The sequence below is a fragment of the Microbulbifer yueqingensis genome, assembly GCF_900100355.1.
Classification (GTDB): Bacteria; Pseudomonadota; Gammaproteobacteria; order Pseudomonadales; family Cellvibrionaceae; genus Microbulbifer; species Microbulbifer yueqingensis.
This window is the reverse complement of record NZ_FNFH01000003.1, coordinates 672,882-699,086: the sequence shown is the minus strand read 5'-3', so window position 1 is coordinate 699,086 and position 26,205 is coordinate 672,882. Positions and strand designations below refer to the sequence as shown.

Here is a 26,205-nt window from a genome sequence, read left to right as displayed (position 1 = left end):
ATGAGGCTTAAGCAACAGCGGGGGATTACCCTGATCGAATTGATGATATCGCTGACCATAGGCCTTGTCGTCCTCGGAGCAGCCTCGTCGGTATACCTGACCACGGTTATCAATAGTGGGTCCTCGATAGCGGCCAGTCGCCTGAATCAGGACCTGATGACGTTGATGAGTGTGATGGTTCAGGATATTCGACGTGCCGGCTACTGGCGCGACGCCGCAACCGACCCGTTGAAAAACCCTTTTAATACAGTGGATGTGACTGCACTGGCTGTGCGGACGTCGATCAGTACCCCGGCGGGAGATGCTGACTCCGGTGAATGCATCCTGTATGCATATGACTCCAGCGATAGTGGTGTCCTGGACGGCGAGGATATTCACGGCTTCCGGTTAAACAATGGCGTTGTCCAAATGCGCCTGAGTGGCGATACGAGTAACACCCGGCATGATGAATGCGATGATGCTGGGGGGCAGTGGGAGGATATTACCGACCGAAACCTGATCGAGATCACCCAGCTGACATTCGATTCAGCTGATCCCGCCGCCCCCTCAACTTGCTTAAACCTTCGCGAGCCCGACGGCCTGGATAACGATGGAAAGAATGGAATTGATGATGCAAAGGAATTCGACTGCATTGAAACAGCACCAGCCATGGGAGATATCACAGTAGAGGTACGACAGATCGCGATAACCATGGCGGGAGTGCTGACCGGTGACAGTGATGTGAGGGTGTCAGTAAGGCAGTCTGTCAGGGTCAGGAATGATCTTGTGAGGGAACGATAGTGAGGAGTGCGACTTTTACATCGGTGTACCTATGCAAGCAGCGGGGAGTGTCGACACTGATATTCTCCGTACTGATTTTGGCCCTGACCGCCATCGCGACCCTGACGACATTTAACTTTGTACGACAGGAACAGGTTCTCACTAACAATGACGGCCGGGCCAAGCAGGCATTCGAAGCTGCGGAGGCTGGCCTCGCGACAGCGCTTGAATATCTTGGCGATGGGCCGGACCGGGACGGAGATGGCTCTATCGATCCGGTCTTTGATACCGATAATGACGGTATGGGCGACAGCAGCTCGGTAGCCATTGGTCAGGCTAGTGTAAGCGTAGAGACCAACCCGAAGGGCTTCCAGATAGAAGTCATTTCCACTGGCTTCAGTGATGACCGGACTGCAAAACATTCGATCAGCCAGCTGCTGGGTGTCGCCGATCCGCTAGCCAACGATCCGTCAAATCCAATGATATCCAAAGGTACTGTTGTAATCGATGGGTCTGCCACAATACACAACCCGGAGGGCCACAGTACCGTCTGGAGCGGTGGCGAGGTTGACCTGGGCTCAAATAACAGTACGGCCACCAATGTGCCCGATATGGGGGATTCCGGCTATCCCCTATGTATGGATACCTCAATGACCTGCAAGACCGTGTCCTCCTCCAATAAGCTCACCGTTGGGCTGGACGTGATTGAGAACGATTCCAGCCTGGCTAATCTTACCCCGACGCAAATGTTCCAGAACTACTTTGGCATGACTCCGGCTGCATATCGTAATTCGGGCCTGGTAACACTGGAGACGAATTCTGCGGAGGTAAATAGTGATGTTCAGCTCGCAACGCACGAGGTTGTCTGGGTAGAAGGGGATGCTACCTTCGAAAACAATACGTCAGTCGGTTGCACAGTTGCGCTCAGTGGCAATAAGACCTGCAAGGCCGACGACAGCGAGCCATCGATCGTTATTATTAATGGAGATGCCACATTCGAGGGCACGCCTAACTTTAATGGCCTCGTCTTTGTAACTGGAAATGCGAATATCAAGGGAAATATGACCGTAGTGGGCTCGATTGTCATCGCGGGCGATATTTCCAGCAGTGCGGGCGGAAGCATGGATATCTGGTATAACTCCGATGTTTTAAATGATCTGGAGAACGCCGGGGCACGGATAGGAATGGCTGGCACGTGGAAAGACTTTTAAAAATGATCCACTGGCGAGGTGGGGAGCTTCATGGGTAGAGCAAGAAAAGCACTCGAGGTGATGAGCCAGGCCAGGGGTATCGGTCTTATTGAGGTGCTGATCGCCATGTTCGTCCTGGCTGTCGGTGTCCTGGCCCTGGGGAAGCTGCAGGGAGATTTCTATGGTGTTAGCGCCGCGAGCAAAGCCAGGACAGAGGCGCTGGCGATTGCCCAGGGCCGCCTCGAAGAGATGCGTAATTACATGCATGAAGCCGGGTCACTTGCTGAGTTTTATGCCCTCTATCCTGTTGGCACAGATTCCAATCTGGCGGAAATTGACGGAGTGAACGCCAGCTTCGCTCGCAAAGAGACTATTGTGGCAAACGGCCAGCTTCGTTCAGTTGCGGTGAGCGTGGAGTGGATGGATGCTGCCGGAAAGACACAGGCCGTCAGCCTGGATACTGAGCTGGCATACACGGCGCCGGGTGCCCCGGGTGCCCTGGCAGCTGTCCGTAATGATTTCCTGGTGCCTTCCCCGACAGGGCGAGCAAGGTTGGGAGAGGGCACGGTACCGGAAGGCGTGGACCCCCCGTCCAATAACGACGGGACAAAAATGTATATTGCCGACGGTGAGCGAAAGCTGGTCTTCGGGAACAAGATCGTATTGACCCTGGAGGATGCATGTAAGGCGGATAATGCGGAGTGTCTAAATTTTGTGCGAATTATGGGGCGGGTCTATATCGATAAGGCTACGCAAGGCAAGCTTGCTCCGGCTGACGTCTTTGTGCACGCATCGGATGCCGCTTTCTGCACTCGCTATTACTTCTCCTCGGCTGATGAAAAAGAGGGAATAGCGATCGATAAAGCCACCAGCTCTGATTTGCTTACCAAAAGCGGCGATTACGCCTACTTTCACTACACCTGTTATCTCGGCGGGGGCTGGCACGGCAATATAGGGCTACTGCTCTCTGGTGGCATAAAGCAAACCGACAAGGTGTGCCAGGGTGATCCTGTCTCGACAAATAACTGGGAGGCACCGGTAATTGCGGTTCGCCGGGCCTACCGCGGTATGCTCTATACCCTTAACGACGGCGGCGAGCCTGTTACTAAAGAGGGCGTTATTGCCTATAAATCCCATGGCATTGCCGATGGAGCTGTCTTAGGCGATTCCGCTAATGGCGATCATCCGCACGATTTTGTTATCTCATCATTGTCTGCGGACAGCACGGGCGGCAGTAACTGCATCTCGCAAGGGGTCATGGTTCGAGCGGACGCAACCAGTGCAGATCCGGGAGACCTGTTTGCCGGAAACCCGGACGACTTCGTATGCCTGAACGGCGACTATCTGGATAGCTATGCCAGCGATAAATACGGGCATGATGCCACTTGTCCGTTTGACCCAACTGCCCCGCCCGTTGAGCGCTATATTGTCCGTGGATCGATATCTGTGTCCGCTAACAGTGGCGCAGCCGTTACCCAGGGAATTCTCGATGCCATTGAGGTGTATACCTCGGATGGCCCGGGAAATTGCTTGTTATCAGGTTTTGTCAACAACCAGGCAGAGTATGAGTGCGATGTTTACGACTGGGGTTCCGGCTGGAATGGGATGATCTATGCCGAGGCACCGGGAAAGGAGCTGGAGCTATCCTGTAGTCCAAGCCCGCTGGAGTTGCTTTCGGTAAAAGGTGATAGTTCCGGTAACGATATTGGTTGTGTTGCAGGAAACTATGCCTTGATTTCAGGTCGGGTCGATACGGCTAATGAAAACAAGGTCCTGGCGAGTGTAGCGATCAGCGGTGGCTCCTGCTATTGGGGCAACGCAGGCCTGTTCTATGAGTGTATCACCGATTCCTATGATGCTAATGCGGGAGGGGGCTGGGATGGCGCGCTCACATTTACTCTCAGTGGTGGTGTCACTTGCCCGGCGATCGGTACCCCGGGGCCCCTCGTGCTGGATGGCGGTGTTGCCACCGCCACAGGAATAAGTGGTAAGAACGCCCTGAATATCGATATTCAAAACGATCTCGATTTGTGTCCTTGAGCTTTAGATGTTCGGGTCTTTTATCAACGATTCGATAGTGTCAGAAAAATGCGCAGCAAAGGTTTTACCCTCATTGAAATGCTAGTCGCCGTTGCGATCCTCGCGATACTGTCGGCGATTGCGATTCCCTCATATCAGGAATCAGTACGCAAGTCGCGGCGGTCCGATGGCATAGCAGCACTGCTAAAGCTCCAGCTTGCACAGGAGAAATTCCGTGCGAACTGTCGCTTCTATGCCTGGACACTCGCCGCAGCAGATAATTGTGGAGCTGATGCTGCAAATAGCAGCCTGAATTTCCGTACAACCAGCGAGGAAGGCTTTTACACCATCGCGGTGACAGCAGCTGGCGGAAACAGTTACACCATCACTGCCGACCCTGTCGGAAGTCAGGCCGCTGACAGCGCTTGTGATCCACTCCAAATTGTGTATCCCGCAGGTACCAAATCCCCGGCGGGTTGCTGGGATTAATCCTGGTGTAAATACTTCTTCAAAATCACCAGACAAAGAAGCCCGGCAACTGCCGGGCTTCTTTGTCTGGTCAACGGGCAGCGGCGCCGCTGCCCACTCAGCGGGAACGATTAGTCGGTAGCCCCAATTCCTTCCCGGGCACTCCCAGTAAAGTAAGACTTCACCCGCTCCTTGACCCGACCGGCACCCGCACTGATATCCACACCAATCCCATACAGCGCCGGTACCAGCAGCAGCGTGACGAAGAAGGCCACGAATACCCCGAATGCCAGTGCCACTACGATCGGCTGGAGGAAGGCGGCCTGGATGCTGCGTTCCATCATCATCGGCATCAGGCCGACAATGGTGGTGACGGTGGTCAGCAGGATGGGGCGGAAGCGGGATACGCCGGCTTCCACGATGGCCTTGAGGGGTTCCATGCCCCGGTCGCGCAGGCGGTTGCAGTGGTCCATCAGCACCAGGTTGTCATTGACCACCACGCCCGCTGCAGCGGCGATGCCGAAGTAGCTGAAGATGGCCATGGTCATGCCCGTCACCGCGTGACCGAAGATGGCGCCCACGAAGGCGAAGGGGATGGCAACCAGGATCAGGATCGGCTGGGAGTAGCTGCGGAAGGCTACCGCCAGCAGGCTGTACATGGCGAAGAAAGCCATGGTGTAGAGACCCAGTACTTCCTGGATAAAGCGCTTCTGGCCCTCGGCCTGGCCAATGGCTCCGCGGATAATACCCGGGTACCGCTTCTCCCAGTCGGGGAAGAAGTTCTCATTCAGGTCCTTCATGATATCGCCGCGCACATCGTCCTTCAGGTCAGCCATTACCCGTGCTGCGCGGTTGCCGTTCCAGCGCTGGATGCGCTTGATACCGGGTGTGTATTCCAGTTCCGCCACTGCCAGCAGCGGGACTTCGCGGCCGTCGGCGGTGCGCACACGAAAGTCCTTCAGGCTCTCGATGGAACGACGGGATTCCAGCGGGTAGCGCACCATCACTTTCACGTCCTGGCCGGCCCGGGGCAGGCGCTGGACTTCCTCACCGAAATAGGCCTGGCGTACCTGGCGGTTGACGTCGGCCAGGGTCAGGCCCAGCTTGGCGGCGCCGGGCTTAAGGTCGATGCGGATTTCCTCCGAGGCGCCTTCCAGGTTGTTGCGCACATCGTACAGGCTCTCGTAGGTACGCAGCTGGGCTTCCAGGTCGGCGGTGGCCTCGCGCAGGACATCCAGGTCCGGGTGGCGGATGGAAAGCTCGAAGCCTGGCCCATTGTTGCCCATGGAGTACTGCACGGAGACTTCCTTGGCATCCGGGATATCACCCAGCAGCTCCCGCAGGCGCAGGGCCGCGTCCTTGGCCGACATATCGCGTACTTCCGGCGGCGCCAGCTTGACGATGGCCATGACGCTGTCGCGCCGGGAGCGGGTATACCAGTTCTCGATCAGCACGCCCTGGCCGTCGGTGCGCTGGTTCACTTCCTGCTCGAGGCGTTTCTCAGCGTCCTGCAACTGGGCGAGGATCTCCAGCGCGCGGCTGTAGGGCGCGCCCTCGGGCATGACCACATTCACGATGACCTCGTCGGACTCGATCTCGGGCATGAAGCTCTTTTTTACCCAGCCGCTGCCGAACATACCGAAACCGATCATCAGGGCGGCAATAAAGATGCTCAGGGTCAGGTAGCGCCTGCCCACCGCCCACTGGCCGATACGGCGGTAGTGGTTGTGGGCAAAGTGAACGATGCCGTCGGCGATGCGCTTCTGGACACGCCCGAACCGGCCCAGCTCTGTGCGCGGCTTCAGGTTGCTGAGGTGCGCCGGCAGGATGAACAGGGACTCGACCAGCGAGAACAGCAGCGCCAGGATCACTACCCAGGTGATATGGCGGGTGAACTCGCTGGTGGCGCCGCTGATAAAGATCCACGGCAGGAAGGCGAGGATGGTGGTGATCACCGCAAAGATAACCGGCTTGGCCACCAGCTGGGTGCCCAGTACCGCTGCATCCAGCCGGCCCTTGCGGTCACTGCCGTGCTCGGGATTGTGCGACTCGGAGTGGATGTTCTCGCCCACCACAATGGCATCGTCCACAACAATCCCCAGCACCAGCAGGAAGGCAAAGGTGGACAGCATATTCAGGGACACGCCCACCGTCGGCAGGAGGACAAAGGCACCCGCGTAGGCGGTGGCGATGCCGATGGCCACCCAGAAAGCCACCTTGGGGCGCAGGCTGAATACCAGTACCAGCAGTACCAGCAGCAGGCCCTGGAAGGCGGAAGAGCCGATGGTATCCAGCCGGCTCTTGAAGTCCTCGGCGTTGTCGGTCCACAGGGTGAGCCTGGCACCGGCCGGGAGCGTCTCTTTGCGTTCGGCAATCCACTTGCGGATCGACTCGGACGCAGTGACGATATCCATGGTTTCGGTGCTCATCACCTGCAGCAGCACCGCCGGCTCGCCATTCAGGGTGGCGAGTATCTCGTTGTCCTCGAAGCCGTCCACCACGGTGGCCACATCACCCACGCGAATGGTGCCGCCGTCTGACGTCTGGCGCACGATGATATTGGCAAATTCCTCCTCGGTATCAGCCTGGTTGCGCACCTTCAGCTGGTAGGCCCCGACTTCTGTGCGCACGGTACCGGCGGACTGGTTGATGGAACTGGCACGAATGGCGTCCGCCACTTCCTGGAAGGTGATGCCGTAGCGACGCAAGTCGAGCTCACTGACCTCGATGGAGACTTCCTCCATGCGGGTCCCGAACAGTTCCACCACGGAGATTGCAGGCAGGGTGGCGGCCTCGCGCCGCAACTGTTCTGCCAGCCGCTTGAGTTCCCGTTCCCCAAGGTCGCCGTGCACCGCAACGCGGATGAATTCCTGGCGGTTGACCCACTGGTGCACCTGTGGCGGCTCGATGTCGCGTGGGAAGGACGAAATGCTGTCCACGCGGATCTTGACGTCATTCATAAAGCGGGAGAAGTCCACCGAGGTTTCCGCCAGTATGTAGACCTCGCCGAAACCCTCACCCGAAGCGGAGCGTACCCACTCGATGTTGTCCAGGTCGCTGACTGCCTCCTCGATGCGGGTAACGATCTGCTGTTCCACTTCCTCGGGGGCGGCACCGGGCCAGGCGACACGGATTTCCAGGCCCGGGAAACGCACCTGCGGGTCCATCTCCCGTTCCATCAGGCCAAAGCCGATGAAGCCGGCCACGAAGATGCCAATCATGGCCAGGTTGGCGGCGACGCTGTTGCGCGCCCACCATGCGATCAGGCTGTTCATGGGTGTGCTCCTTTACTTCCGGGCCAGCTGGGTGACGGGTTGTACTTCCATACCGTCTACCGCATTGGCGATGGTGGAGGTCACCACCCGTTCGCCCTCGGCGATGCCGGAGGCAACGACGACCCGGTTCTCGGAAGTGGACAGGACTTCCACGGTGCGAATATCCAGGCGGTCTTCCGCATCGATCACGTACATCTTGTCGGCATTGCGCAGGGCCTCGCGCGGCAAGACCAGCGCCTGGCGTGCCTGGGTGCCCTCGGTCTCGGCGGTAACGAACAGGCCGACGGCCAGCGGTACGCCGTTGCTGGCGCCTGCGCCATAGGGGTCCGTGACCTCGGCCACCGCATAGATCAAACGGGTTTGCTGGTCCACCGCGGCCTGGGTCCGCACGATATGCCCCTGCCACTGGTGTTGATCCCGGCCGACCCGGGCCGACAGGGTCACCGGCGGGCCGGGATGCTTGTCGCTGGCAACGAAGCCCATCGGCAGGCCGAGTTCCTGCAGCTGGGAGTCGGTCAGCGGCAGGCGCACCTCCACGCGGTCGGTGGCGAACACACGGCCGAGCGGGGTACTGGCAGTGACAAACTGTCCCACACCCACATTGCGGCTGATCACGCGACCGCGGAAGGGCAGGGTGATTTTGGTGCGGGCCAGGTTCACTTTTGCATCGGCAAGCTCTGCTTTCGCGGAGCGCAGCCTGGCCTCGGCTTCCGCTACCTGGGGCTGGTTGACCTGCAGGGGCGTCGGCTCCTTACCGGGATTGATGGACGTCCACTGCTGGCGCTTGATACGGGCGGCCGCGCGCGCCTGCAGGAGCAGTACCTCCGCCTGTGCCACACCGGCTTCCGCTCGGGCTACGGCCAGGCGGTAGTCGGCATCGTCCAGCTGGATCAGTGCCTGGCCGGGCTCGAAGCCGGCGCCCTCGGCGAAACTGTCGGAAATGGACACGATGCGGCCTGACACCTGCGGGGTGAGGTCGATTTCGGTATGGGGACGGACTTCCCCCTGGGTAGCCACGGCAAGATGGACGGACTCTTCATGGGCCTCGCTGTACAGCAGGGATACCGGGCGAGGCTCTTCCTCTTTCTTTTCCGGCGCCGGCTTGGTGGCGCTCATTATCTGTACAACCCCGAGGCCCAGCGCCAACACCAGTACGGGTGCGGCGGTCTTTATATGTTTCTTGTTCATCGGTCTCATCTTGCGTGGATCGCTAAATACACCAGCGGCGGTCGCTGGTATGAGTTGGGTTCCATGGAACCATGAATTCAAGGGGGTGGCTACGGTTAGCTGGCCGGGGGAGCCGGCGCTGCGAGCCGTGCCTGTTACCACCACTTCTTCTGACGGAGTCGGGGGGCAGTTTGGATGCAGGCTGTTAAAAATTTATTGGGATTCAGGCTTTCGTCGCCGAGAGGATCTACTACCTGGCAGGATTAGCCTGGGAATTGAGGAATGCAATCGAGTCCCGGCGGGATGCCGGTGTGATGGGACAGGACGAGTGTCAGCAGCCTTTTTGCGGGGTCCTGTATCTGGTTGCGGTGGCTGCTCCGGGCCAGATGCCATGTGACAGCAATTCCATTTCCACTGTGAGTTCCGGACTGGCATGAACGGCTGAATGGCGGCAGAATCCACAAACATTGTAGTTAAATGTTTTTGGATAAATATATGCGGCTGGCCCTGTTCGTCCTCTTCTTGTTCCCTGTGTATGTCGGTGCCCATGGCGGTGGGCTCGATGCCCGGGGTTGCCACAACGACCGCGCACGGGCGGAGTACCACTGTCACCGCAAGGCCGGCGACAATGAAAGCCAGTCCGCTTCCCCCCTCCTGCAGTCAAAACAGGCTGCCGCGCCCCGCGGCCACTCCATCCGCAGCTTCCGCCAGGCCAAGGGTGTGCTGCGCGACGAGGTTTACGCCAGTCCCGACACGCATTATGGCTTCTATTCCAACTGCCGCTTTGCCGCCGAGGGCAAGAAACTGGTTCCCGACTGGTCCAGTTGCGGATTCAGTCCGCGCAAGAATGCCAATCGCGCTGGCCGCATCGAATGGGAGCACGTGGTGCCGGCCTGGGCGATCGGCCACCAGCGGCAGTGCTGGCAGCAGGGTGGGCGGCGCAACTGCACCCGGTCGGATCCGCTGTTTGCCATGGCAGAGGCGGACCTCCACAACCTGGTACCGGCCATCGGTGAGCTGAACGGCGATCGCAGCAATTACCGCTTCATGGAGTTCGGCAAGGGTGGGGGCTACCCGTCGGGGCAGTACGGGGCGGTGGAATTCCGGGTGGATTTCAAGCAGCGGGCGGTAGAGCCCCCGCGCCACCGGCGCGGCGATATCGCGCGAATCTATATGTATATGGCCGATACCTACGGGCTGTCCATCTCCCCGGCCCAGCGGAAACTCTTTGCCGCCTGGAATCGCGCGGATCCGGTGGACGTTCCCGAGTGCGAGCGGGACCGGCGCATTGCGCACAGCCAGGGCAACCATAACCCGTTTGTAGTAGCTTCCTGTCGCTAGATACCGGCATGGCGGGGGAGGGTGCCCCTGCCTAGTAGTAGTCTGTGCCGTCCCAGCTAAGCACCGGCAGCTCCTGCCCCTGTGCGAACTTTTCGCCCAGGATTTCCTCTGCCCGCCTACCGTCGACAGGAATTCCGCTTTTCCACAGCTCGCCCTCCACCGCATAGGGTTTGCCACCAAAGCAGACGCTGCACATTACTTTATATAAGTAGCCTTCTGTGACCTCTGCCTCGCGGCCGCAAATTACACACCGATCCATATTGCTATCCGATATTGGCGCTGGTTTGGTTTTTAGTGGGGGTGAAGGCGATCTGGTGCCTTGCGGCTTTTGCCGGGCCGCTGTCCGGGCCTTCACTCAACTCGTCTCAAAGGGACAGCGGCCAATCCCGTAGACCTGGCTGAAATGTAGTGCAAAACGGAGCGCGCCGGCCAGGCCAGTGACTTTTCAGGGTGGCATCGTGGACACTGGAATGCCACATCCTGAGGCTCGAGGTAACTGCCAGCAGAATAGTATCGTTAAAGACTCCGGGTGGCTCAGGTGCACACGGCGCCCGATTCGCTCGCAGCAGTCATTGAGCAGTCAGGCTGGCACGCAAGTTCATCTAGACTGGGAGCAGCCCCCGGGTCGCTGCCCTGTGGCGGGTGGAGGGCTAAAGAGTGCGCTGTTACGCCAGGATTAGCCATGAATTACCAAAACCTCGCGATACTGTCGCTGTTTGTTTTCGCGTACAGCCTTATTGCCGGTCGCGCAGACCGCACCCCTATTAATGGTGCGCTGGTTTATACCCTGTGCGGGCTTCTACTGGGAGCACACGGGCTGGGCCTCCTGGAACTGAGTGTCGACTCTGCGGGGATGCGTGCGCTGGCGGAACTCACCCTGGCCCTGGTGCTGTTCACCGATGCCGCCCACGCCGACCTGGGCGTGCTGCGGCAGACGATCAGGGTGCCGCGGCGCCTGCTACTTGTGGGCCTGCCCCTGACCATTGTGCTGGGTGTTGTCGTGGGCGCTTTCCTGTTCGACGGACTGAGCCTGTTCGAAGTGGCGGTACTGGCGACCATGCTCGCACCGACAGACGCTGCGCTGGGCAAAGCGGTAGTGACCAATACCGCGGTACCTCCCTATATCCGCCAGGGGCTCAGTGCGGAGAGCGGGCTCAATGATGGTATTTGTGTCCCGATATTGTTTGTATTCCTGGCACTGGCCTCTGGTGCGGTGACACCGGAGGCCTCCAAAGGACTTGCGCTCATGCTCGTGCTGAAAGAGCTGGGCCTGGGGTTGCTGGTGGGGCTGGGATTGACGTTGCTGATGGCGTATCTCCTCCGGGCTGCGTCAGGGTGTGGCTGGGTCACAGAGACCTGGGGCCAGGTCCCGGTACTGGCCATGGCGTTGGGATGCTTTTCCGCCGCGCAGTGGCTTGGTGGTAGCGGCTTCATCGCAGCATTTTCCGGCGGGTTGCTGTTCGGCTGGCTGGCCCGGGCAGAGAAAGAGCCGCTCCTGACGGCGGCGGAGGGGACCGGGGATACCCTGGCCCTCCTGACCTGGGTCGCCTTCGGGGCTGGCGTGGTCGGGAATTATCTTCACCTGCTCTCCTGGCAGGTGTTCTGGTATGCAGTCCTGAGCCTGACGGTGGTGCGCATGTTGCCGGTTTTCCTGTGCCTTGCTGGCGTCGGTTCCTCGACGTCGGAGAAGCTATTCATAGGCTGGTTCGGTCCGCGCGGGCTAGCGAGCATTGTCTTCGGCGTAATCGTGCTGAATGAGGGGCTGCCCGGCGGAGGGACGATCGCAGTGACAGTGGTGTGTACGATCCTGCTGAGCGTCATTGCCCACGGCCTCACCGCCAACTCCTTTGTCCGCCGGCTGGCCGCCGGTGAGCCCAGCCGGCTCGCGCGCAGCGAAACCGACCGCCACGACCGGTGAGCGGGGCAGGGGAGGACTTACCTTGGTGCTGAAATTGCCCCGACTGAGCGTCGCTACTCGCGAATCAATAAAGACCGCCCTGGCGGTGGTGTCAGTCTATGGCGTTACCCTCAGCCTCGACTGGGGTAAGGCGACGTGGGCGGGACTCGCGGTGGCAGTGGTGAGCCAGTCGTCGCTCGGTATGTCGCTCAACAAGGCAGCATTACGAATGCTGGGCACGCTGATGGCTGTGGTGGCTGCGCTGGTGATACTGGCGCATTTTCCCCAGGACCGGTGGTTGTTTATGGCTGCACTGTCATCGTGGCTGGGAGTGTGCACTTATCTCTCACTGGGGGCAAAAGACTCCTACTTCTGGCAGGTTGGCGGCTGGGGCAGTGTGATCATCTGCGTCAACGCAGCCACCAGTCAGAGCGGCGCCTTTGAAATCGCAATGCTGCGTGCCCAACAGACGGGACTGGGTATCCTGGTGTACTCCCTGGTGGCCTTGCTGATATGGCCACGCAACAGTAGTGGGGATCTCCGGGAGGCTTTCGAGCGGTTACATTCTGCCCAGCTGGCGCTTTTTCAGGAGTGCCGTGCAGTGCTTGCCGGCGCCGGGCGAACAACGGCACTGGTGAACGCGCGCAGCGCCCTTGTCCACGCGCAGTCGGCGGTCAGTCCGTTGCTGGATGCGGCCCTTGCAGACAGCCAGCTGGTCCGCGAGAGACGCCGCGAATGGCAACAGCTCTTGGTATCGTCGACAGAGTTGACCGGGTTACTGGAGCGGCTGAGCGAAAGTCTCTACCAGGTGGATGACATGCTATTGCGGGAACTGCTACCCGGTATCGACAGTTACTGCTCCGGAGTTGAAAGGCGCTTGCAGGCGCTGACGGGTCCCCTCGCGGAAGCACAGCCCGGCGAGCCGCAAGAACACGGCAAGATCGCTGTCGAGGCGGCGCGCATACCCGATTCCCGGCTACTGGATTCGGCTGTAGTCGCCGTCCTCAGGAGGCTGTTGCAGCGGGTTTCCGAGCAGGTGGATAGCGTGGCCCTGGCCGCATGCGCGATTAGTAATGAAGCTAAGAGTCGCGATAGTAAATTCCCGGCCGTGGCCGACACGGGTGCGGCGTCGAGGATGCTGGGGAACTTGATGCCCGATCCAGACCGGCTCGGCGGGGTTGCCCGGGTAATATTCACCATCTGGCTGGCTTACCTGGGTTATCTGTACGTTGACGGCCTGCCGGCAGGGCCACTGATCCTCTCGCTGGCCGCTTCACTGTCGATTGCACTGGCGGCAATGCCCTTTGTTGCGCCGCGCAAAATATTCCTGCCGGTGTTCGTGGCCATTCTCTGTTCCGGGGCCGTCTACCTGCTGGTGCTGCCACACTTATCAACTTTCTGGTCGCTGGGACCATTGATCTTCGGCGTGACGTTCGCCATCTGCCTGCTGTTCTCCGGTCCCCGCAGGGCTGCCGGGCGGTCCATAGCGCTGGCATTTTTCGTGTCCGTGCTGGGTATCAGCAACTCGCAGGTTTACAGCTTCAGCGCTGTCGCCAACATGCTGGTCGTTGTCACTCTCCTGCTGATACTACTGTCCTTTGCTGCCTATATACCCTTCTCGCCACGCCCTGAGCGCATGTTCCAGCGCCAACTCGGGGAGTTTATGTGCAGCTGCGCGTGGCTCCTCACGGGCCGACCCACCGGTTGGCGCAGCCGCTATCACCGCAACCTGGTCGCCCGGATTCCTGCCAGACTCTCCCTGTTAGCGGGGGTGATTGAGCGGCGCTACCTGCCAGCGGATAGTGAGGCTAACTTGCGGGCCGTGGTTGCCTGGTGCGAGGCGCTGGCCGCGCGTATCAATGCGCTCGTGGAGGCGCGCCTGCACGCCGGCGATGTTGCGGGCAAAAACGCTACAGGGGCGGCACTGGAAAACTGGCAGGGGGCCGCGGCTGATGCGCTGGAGCGATTGGCGGCTGTTACCCGGAAGGGGGAGCGTCCAGCCCCCGCCAATTCCGGCGCAGGGGAACGTGCACAACTGCGGGAAATCGAAAACCTGCTGCGCCAGTACCATGACGCGTCAGGGACGCCTGCCAGCAGCAAGCCGGACGGGCGTCAGCTGGAAGGGGCACTATTACTGCTGGGGGTGTCCCGGAGTGTCAGTGAGCTACTGGCCTCCCTCACCGAGCAGCTGAGCGGGATTGATTGGCGAAAATGGAGTGAACCGCGTTTTTTCTAGCAAGGAACTGTAATTGCCAGGGCACAGCAACTCACGGAGTGAGATACACAATGTTGCCAATACCTCATGAAATATCCCTGGGAGGGATTTACCTGCCCCCCCTGCTGCTTGCCGCTGTCCTGGGGTTCGGGGCGGCCACGATGACTGCACGAGCATTCGATCATTATCGACTCTCTCGGTATTTTGCCAGTCCCCCCCTGGTCCTGATTGGCATGGTGATCATATACACCCTGCTGTTCGGCCTTTTTTTTATTGGCATCTGAAACATGAATGCCGCGAGAAATTACCTGTTTTCCGGGCTGGTCCTGCTGCTTGCAATGGTGGTCGTACTCCTGGCCGTATGGAAGTTTCTCGAAAACCCATGGACCCGAAACGGCCAGGTGCGAGCCTGGGTTATTCAGGTGACGCCCAACGTGACCGGGCAGGTAGTGGATGTGCCTGTGAGTGATAACCAGTATGTGCAGCGGGGCGCGCTCCTGTTCCAGATCGACCCGCGCCCCTTTGAGACGGAACTGGCGCGTGCCCGCGCAGAATACGACAAGACCGGTGATAGCTACCTGGCCACTGAGCAGCAGGTACAGGTTGCGGCGGCGCAGGTTGAGGCAGCCGAGGCTGCTGTCTGGCAGGCTGAGAGCGCCATAAAGGAAATTGATGCCGAGATCGAGAAGAGCCGTGCCGAACTGCAGCGGCAACGACAATTGTTGCCGCAGCGCGCCACGTCACGGAAATCGCTGGAGCGCGCGCAGGCAGAACACGCCATAGCGCGGGAAAAGCGAAAGGGGGCAGAGGCGAAGCTGGCACAGGCGCGGGCTTCGCTCGACGGGGCCCGTGCTGACCTGGAAGAGGCCCGTGCACGGCTGGGTACTGTCGGCGAGGCAAATGCCAGTATCCGGGCTGCGCGAGCGGCCGTCCGGCAGGCGGAACTCAACCTGGAGTTTAGCCGGGTAACTGCGCCAGTGGACGGTTACGTCACCAACCTGAGGCTGCGCGATGGGAGCCAGGCTGTCGCCAATAAGGCCGCCCTGGCAATTGTCGATGCCGGCAGCTTCTGGGTAGAGGGTTATTTCAAGGAAACCAGCATTGCACGGATTGCGCCGGGAGATCGTGCCGTCGTTACCCTGATGGCATATCCGGACCGGCCACTGGCGGGGTGGGTAGACAGTATCAGCCACGGGATTTCACAGCAGGATGGCAGCACCGGCAACGAACTGTTGCCTGCGGTGAGCCCGACCTTCGACTGGATTCGCCTGGCGCAGCGCGTGCCGGTGAAAATCGTGTTGGACAACGTGCCCGATGATATCGAACTGCGAGTGGGAATCACCGGATCGGTGATGGTGAAAAGCGGCACCGCCGCCCGGGAAGAGAATGGACCGATATCGCCTGGAAAGTAGGTCCTTGCCACAGGCCGTGCGGAGGCTTGAGAGCCCGTGGACCCTACTGGTACTGGTCTGTTGCCTCGCGGGGTGCACCCTTGGGCCGGACTATCGGCCCCCGCCGGTGCCGCTCGAGGAAAGCTGGAGTAAAGAGCGCAGTGCGCGCCTGGACAGCGGCCAGCCTGTCGATCCGCTCTGGTGGGAACATGCATTCAGCGACCCGGTTCTGGACCAGCTGGTGGCCATATCGCTGGACCGGAATCTCACTCTTCGCTCGGCTGCCTTGAGGGTAATGCAGGCACAGCAGCAATTGGCTATTGCCGTCGGTAACCAGTACCCGCAGCTGCAGGAATTGGCCGGTTCTGTCTCGCGTACGAAGGAGAGCGGGCTGATCATCGAGGAATACGATATTGGCTTCAATCTCACCTGGGAGCTGGATATGTGGGGGCGATTCCGACGCCAGGTTGAGTCCGCCAGCGCAGACCTTGGCGCCAGTGTGGCCGATTACGACGGTGTCCTGGTTTCGCTGGTAGCCCAGGTTGCCCAGACGTACGTGGCGATCCGAACCACGCAGGCACGGCTGAAGGTGGCCAGGAATAATATCGACCTGCAGGAAGAAAGCCTGCGCATCGCCCGGGCGAAGTTCGAGGCGGGGGAGGTCAGCGCGCTCGATGCCGAGCAGGCCGAAGCGCTGTTGTATAACACCCGCGCGACTGTACCCAGCCTGGAAACCACGCTGCAGCAGTTGAAGAACACGCTGGCGGTGCTGCTGGGAACGCCGCCCGCGGCAGCCACATCACTTGCGGGGATGCCGGGCGCGATTCCGGTTGTCCCGGCGCAGATTGCCATCGGTATGCCGCAGGACCTATTGCGCCAGCGGCCGGATGTGAGGGCGGCGGAGCGACGCCTGGCGGCACAGGGACCGCAGATTGGTGTCGCCGAGGCTGAGCTGTACCCGGCCTTTTCAATCGGTGGCTCGATCGGCTCGCGCGCGATGGAAGCCGGTAGGCTGTTCGAGGGGGAAAGTGAAGCCTGGAACCTGTTTGGGGGCTTCCAGTGGAACCTGTTCAATTACGGCCGGCTGCGTAGCAATGTTCGCTTGCAGGATGCGCGCTTCCAGCAATTGCTGGAGGACTACCGCCAGGCCGTGCTGCAGGCCCAGGCTGACGTGGAAAATGCGATTGTGGCGTACCTGAAATCCCACGAACAGTTGGAAAGCTACCGCCGCGCCGCGGCGGCGTCGAGCCGCTCGGTGGCACTGTCGTCGGCCCAGTACACCAACGGGCTGGTCAGCTTCAATACGGTGATCAATACCCTGACCGCTGACGCACAGCAGCAGGACCTGCTCGCCCAGGCCCAGGGTGCTGTGGCTGCCAACCTGGTGCAGGTATACCGGTCACTGGGCGGCGGCTGGGAAGTACGTGAGAACCGCAGCGTTGAGCAGTTGCTGCCGGTGCCGGTCCGGGATGAGATGCTCGATCGTACCGGGAAGTGGAAGAAAGTGCTGCGATAGGGAAGGCGAGAAAAACAATGCTCAAAGTGATCCTCATCGCATCGTTGCTGATTATCATGACGACCGTGGTTCACGCGATTGCCATGATAATCGCCATACACTGGAGCAAGCGCATCAACCGGTTGCGACCCGGGCATCCGCTGCTGGTGCCGGGACGGCCCGCGGTTGTATCACTCACGGTGTTGCTGATGTTCCTGGCGTCGACGCTCGAAGTCTGGATCTGGGCCACGGCCTACCGGCTGCTCGGTGCCTTTAGCGAGCTTGAGCCGGCTATGTATTTTTCGATGGTTTCGTACACCACCCTCGGTTTTGGCGATATTGTGCTGGACGAGCGCTGGCGGCTGCTGTCATCGCTGCAGGCTGCCAACGGCATCATCATTTTCGGCTGGACCACAGCCATTGTGATTGCCGTGGTCCAGCGCCTGTACCTGCCGGGTGCAAGCGACAACTGAGAGAGAATTGCTCAGAAGGCAACCTCGAACTCGGTATTGAATACCGGGCCAGTGCCCCCCAGGGCGAAAGGTACGCTGTTGTAGCCCACCGGTGAGTCTTCCAGGAAGAGGCCCTGGACGGTGAAGCGGACTTCGCGGCGCCGGAAGGGATAGAACTTGGCACCCACCGCCACATCCCAGGGGTCGCCGTACTCCCCGTGAATCTTCGACCCCGAGATATATAGCTGCAGCGTCTTCGGGACCACCATCATGGAGGCCTGCAGCTGGTAGCCGTGGTCCGTGAGCCGGGATACGGGCAGCTCGCCCACTTCCTCGGCACCGGGGAAGGGCACCGTGGAGAAATTATCCACTTCCCGGTAGAAGAACTCCGCCTCCAGGGAGTAGCCGCAGTACTTGAGGCCGGCGGTCGCGGCGGCCATCTCGTAGGTGGCCCTGCGGATATTGATGCCTACGTCGAAGGGGTTCGGTGAGAAGATACGGGTGCCGTCCGACAGGCGGATCTGGCTGTTGTCAAAGCTGTTCAGCGAGGGTTGCCCCTGGGCGTCCTCGCGGCTGCGGGTGAAATGCAGCCCGAGCAGCGTCGCCGGCTCGGTGTGGAACTCGTAGTCGCCTAAGCCATTCTGCGGGCCGAACTCCCCGGTGGTGGGCATCCACCAGACGCGGCCGGACATGGTGTTGAAGTGATCGTCCAGCTCATCACCGCTGACACCCAGCTGGCTCAGGTTGTTGCCCACCATGACGCGATAATCGGATCGTTCCGTGATGTCGCCCCAGGCGAAGATACCGGTGGTATAGGAGCCGCGGAAGAATTCATCGGCGATGGTGCGGTGGTCGGTGCGCAGCCAGGTGGGGAAGGTGCCGCTGGTGGATCGGGTGGTGGGCAGCCCGTCGATACCCCCGCCCAGGTTGAAATGCTCGTCAAACAGGTAGGAGAGGTTGCCGGCCACCACCACCTGGGCAGACTGGCCCTGGTTGGAGTTGCTGGTCCAGGTGTAGAAGCGGTAGCGGAACCTGGGGTCGAACAGCCAACCCTTGAAGGTCAGGTTCACCTTCTGCAGCTGCACCTGGTTCAGGATCTCGACATCGAAGGTGCGCCCGAAGCTGTCGGTCCACTCCTCATTGAGGCCGGTCTGGTTGACGTAACGCACGTAGGAAAAGATTGAAAAACCCACCTCGCCGAGATCCGAGCGCGCCAGCACGAAGCCCTTGCCCGGTTCGTAGGGTCCCCAGCTACCGGGGATATCCGTGGGCAGGTCGGCCGAGGGAGCCGGGGGGTAGGCTACCGGCGCAGGATGGCTGGCGGAATCCCGGACTGCCAGCTGGTCGATACGCGGCTCGTGCGGTGAGGGTTCCTCCTGCGACTCATGCTCTGACTCCTGTAGCTCACCGGGCTGCGAATCCATGGGGCTGGTGGGACCGGGTTGGGCGAGCAGCCAGCCCGGCACGGTGACCGTAAGCGCCAGTAGCGCGGATAAATAAGCCCTGCCTTCCATATGCATTCCTTTGCATTCCTTGCCTGGGGAGAAGATGGTCTGTTATTCGGGGTCTTTGCAGCCGGAATCCGCTTTGTTTCCCGCTGCCGCCACCAAGGATTGATTTATGGTCCTTTGCGGAAATGTGGGAGTGAGCAGCGGCCGCAGGCGCCGCTGGAAATACGCGCGACCACTGATCAGGATAGATGATCGGCCGGCCAGCAGGTTCAGGAACCCTGGCCCCGGCGGCATTACCCATATATGGGACCGGAGTTGAGCGTGGGCCGTGCGCTGGTTGTCTGCACCGCTGCGGACTTATTCCTTGTCCGCAGGGTGCCGGTTGGGCAGAATAAAATATTCCAGCGCCAGAAAAACAAGTTGATGGATTATCCGGACCAATGGTAACCCCAACCCTGCGCAGTATCGCGCGCGCCACGGCCCTTGTTGCCGCCCTGTTGTTGTTGGTCGGCTGTGACGACAAGGGCGAGGGCGCGGCGGCAGTTGCCGACCTGACCCTGCGCGAGAAAATAGCCCAGAAGATCATGCTGGATGTCCGCTTTTACTGCGTGGGTGAGACAGTTGCCGGCGGTGCGCGCGACGGAATGGGTCGGGGAAAAAACTGTACCCGGCCCGTGACCGAGCTGGCGCCGGCGCTGGCGGAGATGATCACGCGCAACAGCCCCGGCGGCGTGATCCTGTTCGGGGATAACCTGGTGGAAACCGCGCAGATCGTACGCCTGAATCACGCGCTGCAGGGTGCGGCACTGGCCTCGGGAAGCGGCTGGCCGTTGCTGCTGGCGGTGGACCAGGAGGGCGGCCGGGTGAACCGCCTGCCGCGGGAAGAGAGTGCATCCTTTGCCGGCAATATGGCGATCGGCGCCACCTATCCCGAGCACGGTGTGGCCTTTGCCCGGAGTTCGGCGGCTGCCATGTCGGAGCAGCTTCGGGCGCTGGGGTTCAACACCAACTTTGCGCCTACAGTTGACGTCAACAGCAACCCGGATAACCCGGTGATCAATGTACGCTCCTATGCCGAGAGCCCGCAGGTGGTGGCGGAGCTTGGCGCCGCCAGCGTGCGCGCCTTCCAGCAGGGCGGGCTGGCGGCCACCCTCAAGCATTTCCCCGGCCACGGTGATACCTCGGTCGACAGCCATACCGGACTGCCCCGGGTGGAACGCACGCTGGCGCAGGCGCGGGCCACCGACCTTTTGCCGTTTCGCCAGGTGATCGATGCCGCGGCCCCCGCACTCACCATGACGGCGCACATCCAGTATCCCGCCCTGGACGACACGACGCTGGTATCCAGGCACGGAGAGGAGATTGTGGTGCCCGCCACGCTGTCACGGAAAATCCTCACCGGCATCCTGCGCGGTGAATTTGGTTACCGGGGAGTGATTGTCACCGATTCGCTGCACATGGCCGGTATCAGTGATTACTTTACGCAGGAGGAGGCGGTGGTGCGCAGCTTCGCTGCCGGTGCCGATATCGCGCTGATGCCGATCAAGGTGCGCTTTCCCACCGACCTGTACCAGCTCGACCGGCTGATCGATGGCGTGGTGGCAGCGGTAGGGCGCGGCGAACTGTCCGAGCGGGATATCGACGCCTCCGTGGCACGGATTGCGGAACTCAAGCGCCGTTATGTGGACCGCGACTGGGTCCTCGGGGCGGTGCCGGAAAAGGTCGTCGCTGCCCGCCAGGTGATGGCGAGCCCGGCCCATCGTCGTGTTGCGCGCGAGCTGGCTCAGGCGGCGCTGAGTGCCATTTATCCGGTTAGCCCGGGCGTGCTGCCGGCCATCGATTCCAGCGTGGATTCCATCCAGGTGATTGCGCCTACCGAACATGTGGGCGAGGCCTTTCGCCTTGCCCTGGAGTCCGTCAGTGCGGCGCGGGTAGAGATACTGGCGCCGCAGGTTGCGGCGTCCAGCATGGCCGGGGGCGGAGCCGACCTCGTCATCGTCGCCAGCATCATGCCCGGCGAGAGCGCCGTGGAGCGCGGCGGCATGGAAGACCTGCCTGCACTGCGCCGGGTGACGCTGTCGCCGGAGCGGCTCTATGGCGAGTATCGCCGGGTGCTCGAAACCGCACGGGCCAACGGCAGCAAGACGGTGTTCGTCAGTATGCGCTCGCCCTACGAGGCGGCAAGGTTTCGCGCGCTGGCTGACCTGCATATTGCCAGCTTCAACTACAAGGCCTTTATCGATCGCGACAATCGCCTGCACGGCCCCGTGTACGAGGCCCTGGCCCAGGCGCTGACCCGTAAGGCGCCGCCGGGCGGGCGCTTGCCGGTTACCGTGCAGGCCGGTTTGGCGCCGATAGCCCCGCCGGGTTCCTGAGCCCGGTGTTTGCATGCCCCCGCCGGCGCTGTTATGCCGGTGGCAGCTTTTGCGATATTCTCAAGGAAAGGAGCCCGGGTCTCCTCCCGGCCTGTTTCGGCCGGTGTGAGAAGTGGGCGAGAGAAGCGGGCGTGAATCCACGAGCCACCGAAAGCGGACACCGACATTTGCGCAGGGAGCACCCGATGTTGCGGATAGCCGATTCCGGCGATGAATCCCTCACACTCTACCTCGCTGAAGATTACGACGAACGCACCCTGGCGCTGGTTGCACGCCTCGTGGAACTGATCCGCCGGGAGGGCGGGGAGCGCGTGATCGACGTGGTCCCGTCCTACTGCAGCCTCACCGTGTTTTACGATCCCCTCCGCTGTGACCACAGCGAGATCCAGCGCCTGCTCGAACGCTGTGCCGGGCAGGTACTGCATGACGACAGCGGTGGGGACGAGCAGACAGGGCAGTACAAGCTGGTGGAGTTGCCGGTCTATTACGGCGAGGAGGTTGCCCCGGACCTGGGGCGGGTAGCCGAGTTTGCCGGTATCAGTCCGCAAGAGGTGGTTAACCTGCACGCGGGCGCGGAGTACCGTGTCTATGCACTGGGTTTCCGCCCGGGGTTTGCCTTTATGGGCAAGACCCCGGAGCCGTTGCGCCTGCCGCGCCTCGATACGCCGCGCGCGCGGGTGCCGGCGGGTTCGGTGGCGATCGCCGGCGCCCAGGCGGCGGTTTACCCCGACAGCTGCCCGGGCGGCTGGAACCTGATCGGCCGCTGCCCGGTGACTCTGTTCGACCGCAGCAAGAACCCGCCGGAAGTTTTGCTGGCGGTGGGCGACCGCGTGCGCTTCGTGCCCGTGGGCCGGGAGGAGTTTGTGCGGCTGGGGGGCAGCCTCGATGAGTGACTTTGCGACGGTGGAGCGGGCCGGTCCAATGGCCCTGGTGCAGGACAGCGGTCGGCCGGGACAGATGCACCTGGGCGTGAGTCGCGGCGGCTTCCTCGACAGTCACGCGGCCGGCTGGGCAAACCGGCTGGTACGCAACACACCGGCCGATGCGTTGCTGGAAATCTCCATGGGTCCCTTTGCGCTGCGCTTCTCCGCCGCCACCACCTTTGCCCTGGCCGGTGCCGAGTGCAACTGGCGCCTGGATGGCAGCCCGGTGGACAACTGGGCGGCGCACCGCGCAGAGCGGGGCAGCCTGCTGGAGGGGGAGGTGGCGCGCGTTGGTGTGCGCAGCTACCTGGCGCTGGCCGGTGGTATCCGCACCGAACCCGTCTGGGGCAGCCGCGCCACCACGGTCGGCGAGCGGCTCGGCGGTATCGATGGCCGGCCTTTGCAAGCCGGTGACCGCCTGCCCTATGTGGCGGAGGCGGAAACGCTGCTCGCCGGCGCGCCGCACGAGTATATCCGCACCTACGACGAGGAGATTTGCCTGCGCCTGGTGCCGTCCAACCAGTTCGAGCTTTTTTCCACTGATCATCGCCGGCTACTGCTGTCACAGGCCTATCGCCTGTCACCGCAGTCCGACCGCATGGGCGTGCGCCTGCAGGGGGAGCCCATGGCCGATGTGCCCGGCAACCTGGTGTCCGAGTCGGTGGCCCCGGGGGCGGTGCAGGTGCCCAGCGACGGCTGCCCCATCGTACTGATGGCTGACTGCCAGACCATCGGGGGTTACCCGAAAATCGGCCACGTCTACAGTGTCGACCTGGACCTGCTGGCACAGGCGCGGCCGGGCAATGCCGTGCGCTTTTGCCTCGGCACCCTGGCTGAGTCGCAGGAGTTGCTGGTGCGCCAGCGCCAATTTTTTGAAAAACCAGCCGGCGGGGCCGGGGGCAACCATGGTGGTTGAACGGGAACAACTATGAAACTGAACTGTGACCTGGGCGAGGGCTACGGCCGCTGGCAACTGGCGGACGAGGCGGCGGTAATGCCGCATATCGATATGGCCAACATTGCCTGCGGCTTCCACGCCGGTGACCCGCTTACCATCCAGGGCACCGTGCAACTGGCGGTGGAGAACGGGGTGGAGATCGGGGCGCACCCTGCGTACCCCGACCTGCAGGGCTTCGGTCGTCGTTCGATGAGCTGCGAGCCCGAGGAAATCACCGCGATGGTGCTCTACCAGCTCGGTGCGCTGCAGGGGCTCTGCACAGCCGCTGGCACCCGGGTGCGTTACGTGAAGCTCCACGGGGCCCTGTACCACGACATGCTCCGCGATCAGTCTGTCCTGCGCGCGATACTGGCCGCGGTTGCGGCCTTCGACCGCACGCTTCCCCTCATGCTCATGGCCACCCCCGACGCCGGGCGGCATCGCGACATTGCCGCGGAGTACGGTCTGGATGTGCTGCTGGAGGCGTTTGCCGACCGCCGCTACACCCCGGCCGGCACACTGCAGCCCCGCACCGAGCAGGGCGCGGTATTGCATGAGCGGGAGCAGATATTGCAGCAGGTGCGGGAAATTGCCGCGGGGCAGGTGACCGCCAGTGACGGCCGCCAGTATCCCCTGGCGGCGGACACCATCTGCGTGCACGGCGACAACCCCGAGGGGGTGGCCACTATCGTTGAGATACGCAAGGTGCTTGGCCACCGCGCGAGTTGAGCAAGCGGAAGGTCTAGCCTGCGCTGAAAGAGTATTCGCGCTCCACCCTGCAGATCCTGGTGGAGTATTCCGCGTACCATTTCCCGCGTCCCAGCTCCCGGGCCACCTTGTGCTCGGCGTGGTTCTTCCAGTCGCGGATGGACTCCAGGTCCTGCCAGTAGGAGACGGTGATGCCCAGCCCCTCGCGCGCGGACTCCGCGCCGAGGAAGCCCGGCTGGTCCGCGGCCAGCTCCAGCATACGCCCGGCCATGGAGCCGTAGCCCTCATCGACGGAGGTGCGCAGGCTGGTAAAGATGACGGCGAAGTAGGGCGGTTCAGGGGTGTTGGCGATGCTATCCATGGAGTGGCCTTCTCTCCCGCGGGGTTTCCTGTTGAGGGCGCAATGATATCTCCGTGGCGCGCAGAAATCCGCTCGCGGAATGGTGGCAGCCGGCCGCGCCCGCATCCGGCGGCTGGTTACGCTCCAGCCCGGCGAGCACGCCGGCCTGGGCCTCTGCGCAAGCGCTCACCTTGCGCGGGTCATATTTTGCACGACCAGAAGGTAGTCCGGCAGGGGCAGTGGCGGAACTCGATGGCGATCCCGGCACTCTCAGACTGGTCGAGTCGGTAGTTTTGTGATCACAAAAGCTCTATGATGCGACCTGCCCGGGCTGCGGCTGCGGGCAAGGTCGGCGGGGACCGGTGCTGTCCCGGCAAGATCGATAATAAGTATTAGAACCCCGTATGACTGAATTGACCTGGATAACCCTGCTGCCCCCCTTCGTGGCCATCGGCCTGGCGCTCCTGACGCGCCAGGTGTACCTGGCCCTGTTTGCGGGTACCTGGCTCGGTTACTTCCTGCTCAACCAGTCCGGGGTGCTGCCGTCGCTGGCCGAGGCGCTCGACGGGATGCTGGCGGTGCTGGCCAGCCCGGGCGACGCGCGGGTGGTTATGTTCACCCTGGTGATCGGGGCCTTTATCCTCACGCTGGAGCGCAGCGGTGCCGTCACCGGCTTTGTGCGTTTCCTCGAACGCAGCCGCTGGGTCACCAGCGGGCGGCGCGCCCAGTGGATGGCGTGGCTGGTGGGGGTATTCATTTTCATCGAGTCCAATATCACGGTGCTGGTCGCCGGTACCGTGTCGCGCCCGCTGTTCGATCGTTTCCGGGTGGCGCGGGAGAAACTGGCCTATATCGTCGATTCAACTTCTGCCCCCATCTGCATGCTGATTCCGCTGAATGCCTGGGGGGCGTTCAACCTGGGACTGCTCGAGGGGCTGGAAGTCGACGAGCCGCTGACGGTGCTGCTGTCCAGTATTCCCCTCAACCTCTATGCCATCACCGCGGTGGCGATGACCGCCTTCACCATCGCGCGCGACTACAACCCCGGACCTATGGCCGCGGCCCAGAGGCGCACCGATTCAGGGTACGTGGACGGTATCGAGCTGTCTGTCCATATTGACCAGGAAAAGACCGCGAAGCCCCGCGCGGCCAACATGATCCTGCCCATCCTGGTATTGGTACTGGCCATGCCGGCGGGCCTCTGGATCACAGGCAACGGCGAGATCTTTGCGGGTTCCGGCTCCACCGCGGTGCTGTGGGCCTCGCTGGCCGGGCTCGCGGTGGTATCAGTGCTGGTACTGGCACAGCGCATCATGGACCTGGATGAGCTGAGCCACACCTGGATGGAAGGTGCCGGCCGCATGCTGCCGCTGGCGGTAATCCTCGTTCTGGCCCTGGCCCTCGGATCGGTTGCGAAAACGCTCGGCACCGGTGACTATGTGGCAAGTATGGTGGGCGATGCCATTCCCCTGTGGCTGTTGCCCCTGGCGATTTTCCTGGTGTCCGGCCTGATTGCCTTCTCGGTAGGCTCGAGCTGGGGCACCTTCTCGATCATGCTGCCGATTGCCATTCCCGTGGCAGCGGCACTGGGCGCCGAGCCGGCGCTGTTTGTGGCCGCAGTGCTTTCCGGCGGCATCTTCGGCGATCACTCGTCGCCGATATCGGACACCACGATCATCTCGTCGCTGGCGTCTGGAACCGAACATATTGACCATGTCAGGACGCAGTTGCCCTATGCGCTGCAGGCTGGTGCCATCAGCGCCGCCGGTTTCGTGCTCCTGGGACTGGTCTTGCTGTAAACA

Annotated in this window: 21 protein-coding genes; 16 read left to right on the top strand and 5 right to left on the bottom strand. The window is 61.7% G+C overall.

Annotation, left to right across the window (positions count from 1 at the left end; all coding sequences use genetic code 11):
• The 4 genes from BLT26_RS10250 to BLT26_RS10235 are packed head-to-tail and all read left to right on the top strand — an operon-like array spanning window position 1 to window position 4,457.
• Entirely contained in the window at window positions 1–780 is a 780-nt protein-coding gene (locus BLT26_RS10250; protein ID WP_175453082.1) for a PilW family protein, read from the top strand.
• A gap of 47 nt (window positions 781–827) precedes the next feature.
• On the top strand, window positions 828–1,970 hold the full coding sequence (locus tag BLT26_RS10245) for a hypothetical protein (RefSeq protein WP_139169490.1): 1,143 nt from the start codon (window positions 828–830) through the stop codon (window positions 1,968–1,970).
• A 30-nt stretch (window positions 1,971–2,000) separates the two neighbouring features.
• Complete coding sequence (locus BLT26_RS10240) at window positions 2,001–3,989, top strand: type IV pilus modification PilV family protein (protein ID WP_139169489.1); 1,989 nt, start codon at window positions 2,001–2,003, stop codon at window positions 3,987–3,989.
• A 48-nt stretch (window positions 3,990–4,037) separates the two neighbouring features.
• Window positions 4,038–4,457 carry a type IV pilin protein gene (locus tag BLT26_RS10235; protein ID WP_091513104.1) on the top strand — a complete coding sequence of 140 codons (420 nt, stop codon included), beginning with the start codon at window positions 4,038–4,040 and terminating at the stop codon, window positions 4,455–4,457.
• Window positions 4,458–4,567: 110 nt separating this feature from the next.
• On the opposite strand, the gene BLT26_RS10230 is transcribed toward BLT26_RS10235, so the two are convergent.
• Together BLT26_RS10230 and BLT26_RS10225 are read right to left on the bottom strand one after the other, a co-directional pair.
• Window positions 4,568–7,711, bottom strand: coding sequence for an efflux RND transporter permease subunit (locus BLT26_RS10230; protein WP_091513100.1), 3,144 nt, complete (start codon window positions 7,709–7,711; stop codon window positions 4,568–4,570).
• A gap of 12 nt (window positions 7,712–7,723) precedes the next feature.
• Window positions 7,724–8,899 carry an efflux RND transporter periplasmic adaptor subunit gene (locus tag BLT26_RS10225; protein WP_091513096.1) on the bottom strand — a complete coding sequence of 392 codons (1,176 nt, stop codon included), beginning with the start codon at window positions 8,897–8,899 and terminating at the stop codon, window positions 7,724–7,726.
• Window positions 8,900–9,373: 474 nt separating this feature from the next.
• On the opposite strand from BLT26_RS10225, the gene BLT26_RS16690 reads away from it, so the two are divergent.
• The gene (locus BLT26_RS16690) at window positions 9,374–10,219 is read left to right on the top strand and encodes an endonuclease (RefSeq protein ID WP_091513410.1); all 846 of its coding nucleotides are present in this window, start codon (window positions 9,374–9,376) and stop codon (window positions 10,217–10,219) included.
• Window positions 10,220–10,250: 31 nt separating this feature from the next.
• Here the strand turns inward: BLT26_RS16690 and BLT26_RS16310 are convergent, their stop codons facing one another.
• Complete coding sequence (locus BLT26_RS16310; RefSeq protein WP_139169486.1) at window positions 10,251–10,478, bottom strand: hypothetical protein; 228 nt, start codon at window positions 10,476–10,478, stop codon at window positions 10,251–10,253.
• 423 nt (window positions 10,479–10,901) lie between these two features.
• Here BLT26_RS16310 and BLT26_RS10215 point away from each other — a divergent pair, with 423 nt between their 5' ends.
• From BLT26_RS10215 to BLT26_RS10190, 6 genes are read left to right on the top strand one after another with little or no spacing between them, the layout of a single operon-like run.
• The gene (locus BLT26_RS10215; protein WP_091513087.1) at window positions 10,902–12,137 is read left to right on the top strand and encodes a cation:proton antiporter; all 1,236 of its coding nucleotides are present in this window, start codon (window positions 10,902–10,904) and stop codon (window positions 12,135–12,137) included.
• A gap of 25 nt (window positions 12,138–12,162) precedes the next feature.
• The gene (locus tag BLT26_RS10210) at window positions 12,163–14,352 is read left to right on the top strand and encodes an FUSC family protein (RefSeq protein WP_175453081.1); all 2,190 of its coding nucleotides are present in this window, start codon (window positions 12,163–12,165) and stop codon (window positions 14,350–14,352) included.
• A 50-nt stretch (window positions 14,353–14,402) separates the two neighbouring features.
• Window positions 14,403–14,615 carry a DUF1656 domain-containing protein gene (locus tag BLT26_RS16750; protein WP_091513081.1) on the top strand — a complete coding sequence of 71 codons (213 nt, stop codon included), beginning with the start codon at window positions 14,403–14,405 and terminating at the stop codon, window positions 14,613–14,615.
• 3 nt (window positions 14,616–14,618) lie between these two features.
• Complete coding sequence (locus tag BLT26_RS10200) at window positions 14,619–15,743, top strand: HlyD family secretion protein (RefSeq protein WP_091513078.1); 1,125 nt, start codon at window positions 14,619–14,621, stop codon at window positions 15,741–15,743.
• Window positions 15,718–17,238 carry an efflux transporter outer membrane subunit gene (locus BLT26_RS10195; protein ID WP_091513075.1) on the top strand — a complete coding sequence of 507 codons (1,521 nt, stop codon included), beginning with the start codon at window positions 15,718–15,720 and terminating at the stop codon, window positions 17,236–17,238. Before BLT26_RS10200 ends, BLT26_RS10195 begins: the two co-directional genes overlap by 26 nt.
• 17 nt (window positions 17,239–17,255) lie before the next feature.
• On the top strand, window positions 17,256–17,690 hold the full coding sequence (locus tag BLT26_RS10190) for a potassium channel family protein (protein WP_091513072.1): 435 nt from the start codon (window positions 17,256–17,258) through the stop codon (window positions 17,688–17,690).
• Window positions 17,691–17,701: 11 nt separating this feature from the next.
• Here the strand turns inward: BLT26_RS10190 and BLT26_RS10185 are convergent, their stop codons facing one another.
• Complete coding sequence (locus BLT26_RS10185) at window positions 17,702–19,183, bottom strand: hypothetical protein (protein WP_217631412.1); 1,482 nt, start codon at window positions 19,181–19,183, stop codon at window positions 17,702–17,704.
• 377 nt (window positions 19,184–19,560) lie between these two features.
• Between BLT26_RS10185 and BLT26_RS10180 the strand changes: the two genes are divergently transcribed.
• The 4 genes from BLT26_RS10180 to BLT26_RS10165 all read left to right on the top strand — a co-directional run bounded on the left by BLT26_RS10180 (window position 19,561) and on the right by BLT26_RS10165 (window position 24,084).
• Window positions 19,561–21,495: a glycoside hydrolase family 3 protein gene (locus BLT26_RS10180; RefSeq protein WP_091513067.1), complete on the top strand. Its 1,935-nt coding sequence runs from the start codon at window positions 19,561–19,563 to the stop codon at window positions 21,493–21,495.
• A gap of 185 nt (window positions 21,496–21,680) precedes the next feature.
• Window positions 21,681–22,388 carry a 5-oxoprolinase subunit PxpB gene (gene pxpB, locus BLT26_RS10175; RefSeq protein WP_091513065.1) on the top strand — a complete coding sequence of 236 codons (708 nt, stop codon included), beginning with the start codon at window positions 21,681–21,683 and terminating at the stop codon, window positions 22,386–22,388.
• A complete protein-coding gene (locus BLT26_RS10170; RefSeq protein WP_091513062.1) occupies window positions 22,381–23,334 on the top strand; it encodes a 5-oxoprolinase subunit C family protein in 954 nt (317 codons plus the stop codon). The genes pxpB and BLT26_RS10170 overlap by 8 nt, the downstream gene beginning before the upstream one ends.
• Window positions 23,335–23,346: 12 nt before the next feature.
• Window positions 23,347–24,084: a 5-oxoprolinase subunit PxpA gene (locus BLT26_RS10165; RefSeq protein WP_091513059.1), complete on the top strand. Its 738-nt coding sequence runs from the start codon at window positions 23,347–23,349 to the stop codon at window positions 24,082–24,084.
• Window positions 24,085–24,097: 13 nt separating this feature from the next.
• Here the strand turns inward: BLT26_RS10165 and BLT26_RS10160 are convergent, their stop codons facing one another.
• Window positions 24,098–24,424, bottom strand: coding sequence for an antibiotic biosynthesis monooxygenase family protein (locus BLT26_RS10160; protein ID WP_091513056.1), 327 nt, complete (start codon window positions 24,422–24,424; stop codon window positions 24,098–24,100).
• Between the two features lie 383 nt (window positions 24,425–24,807).
• Between BLT26_RS10160 and BLT26_RS10155 the strand changes: the two genes are divergently transcribed.
• Window positions 24,808–26,202 (top strand): Na+/H+ antiporter NhaC family protein, encoded by a 1,395-nt coding sequence (locus BLT26_RS10155; protein WP_091513053.1) that lies wholly within the window; start codon window positions 24,808–24,810, stop codon window positions 26,200–26,202.
• Window positions 26,203–26,205 lie beyond the last annotated feature (3 nt).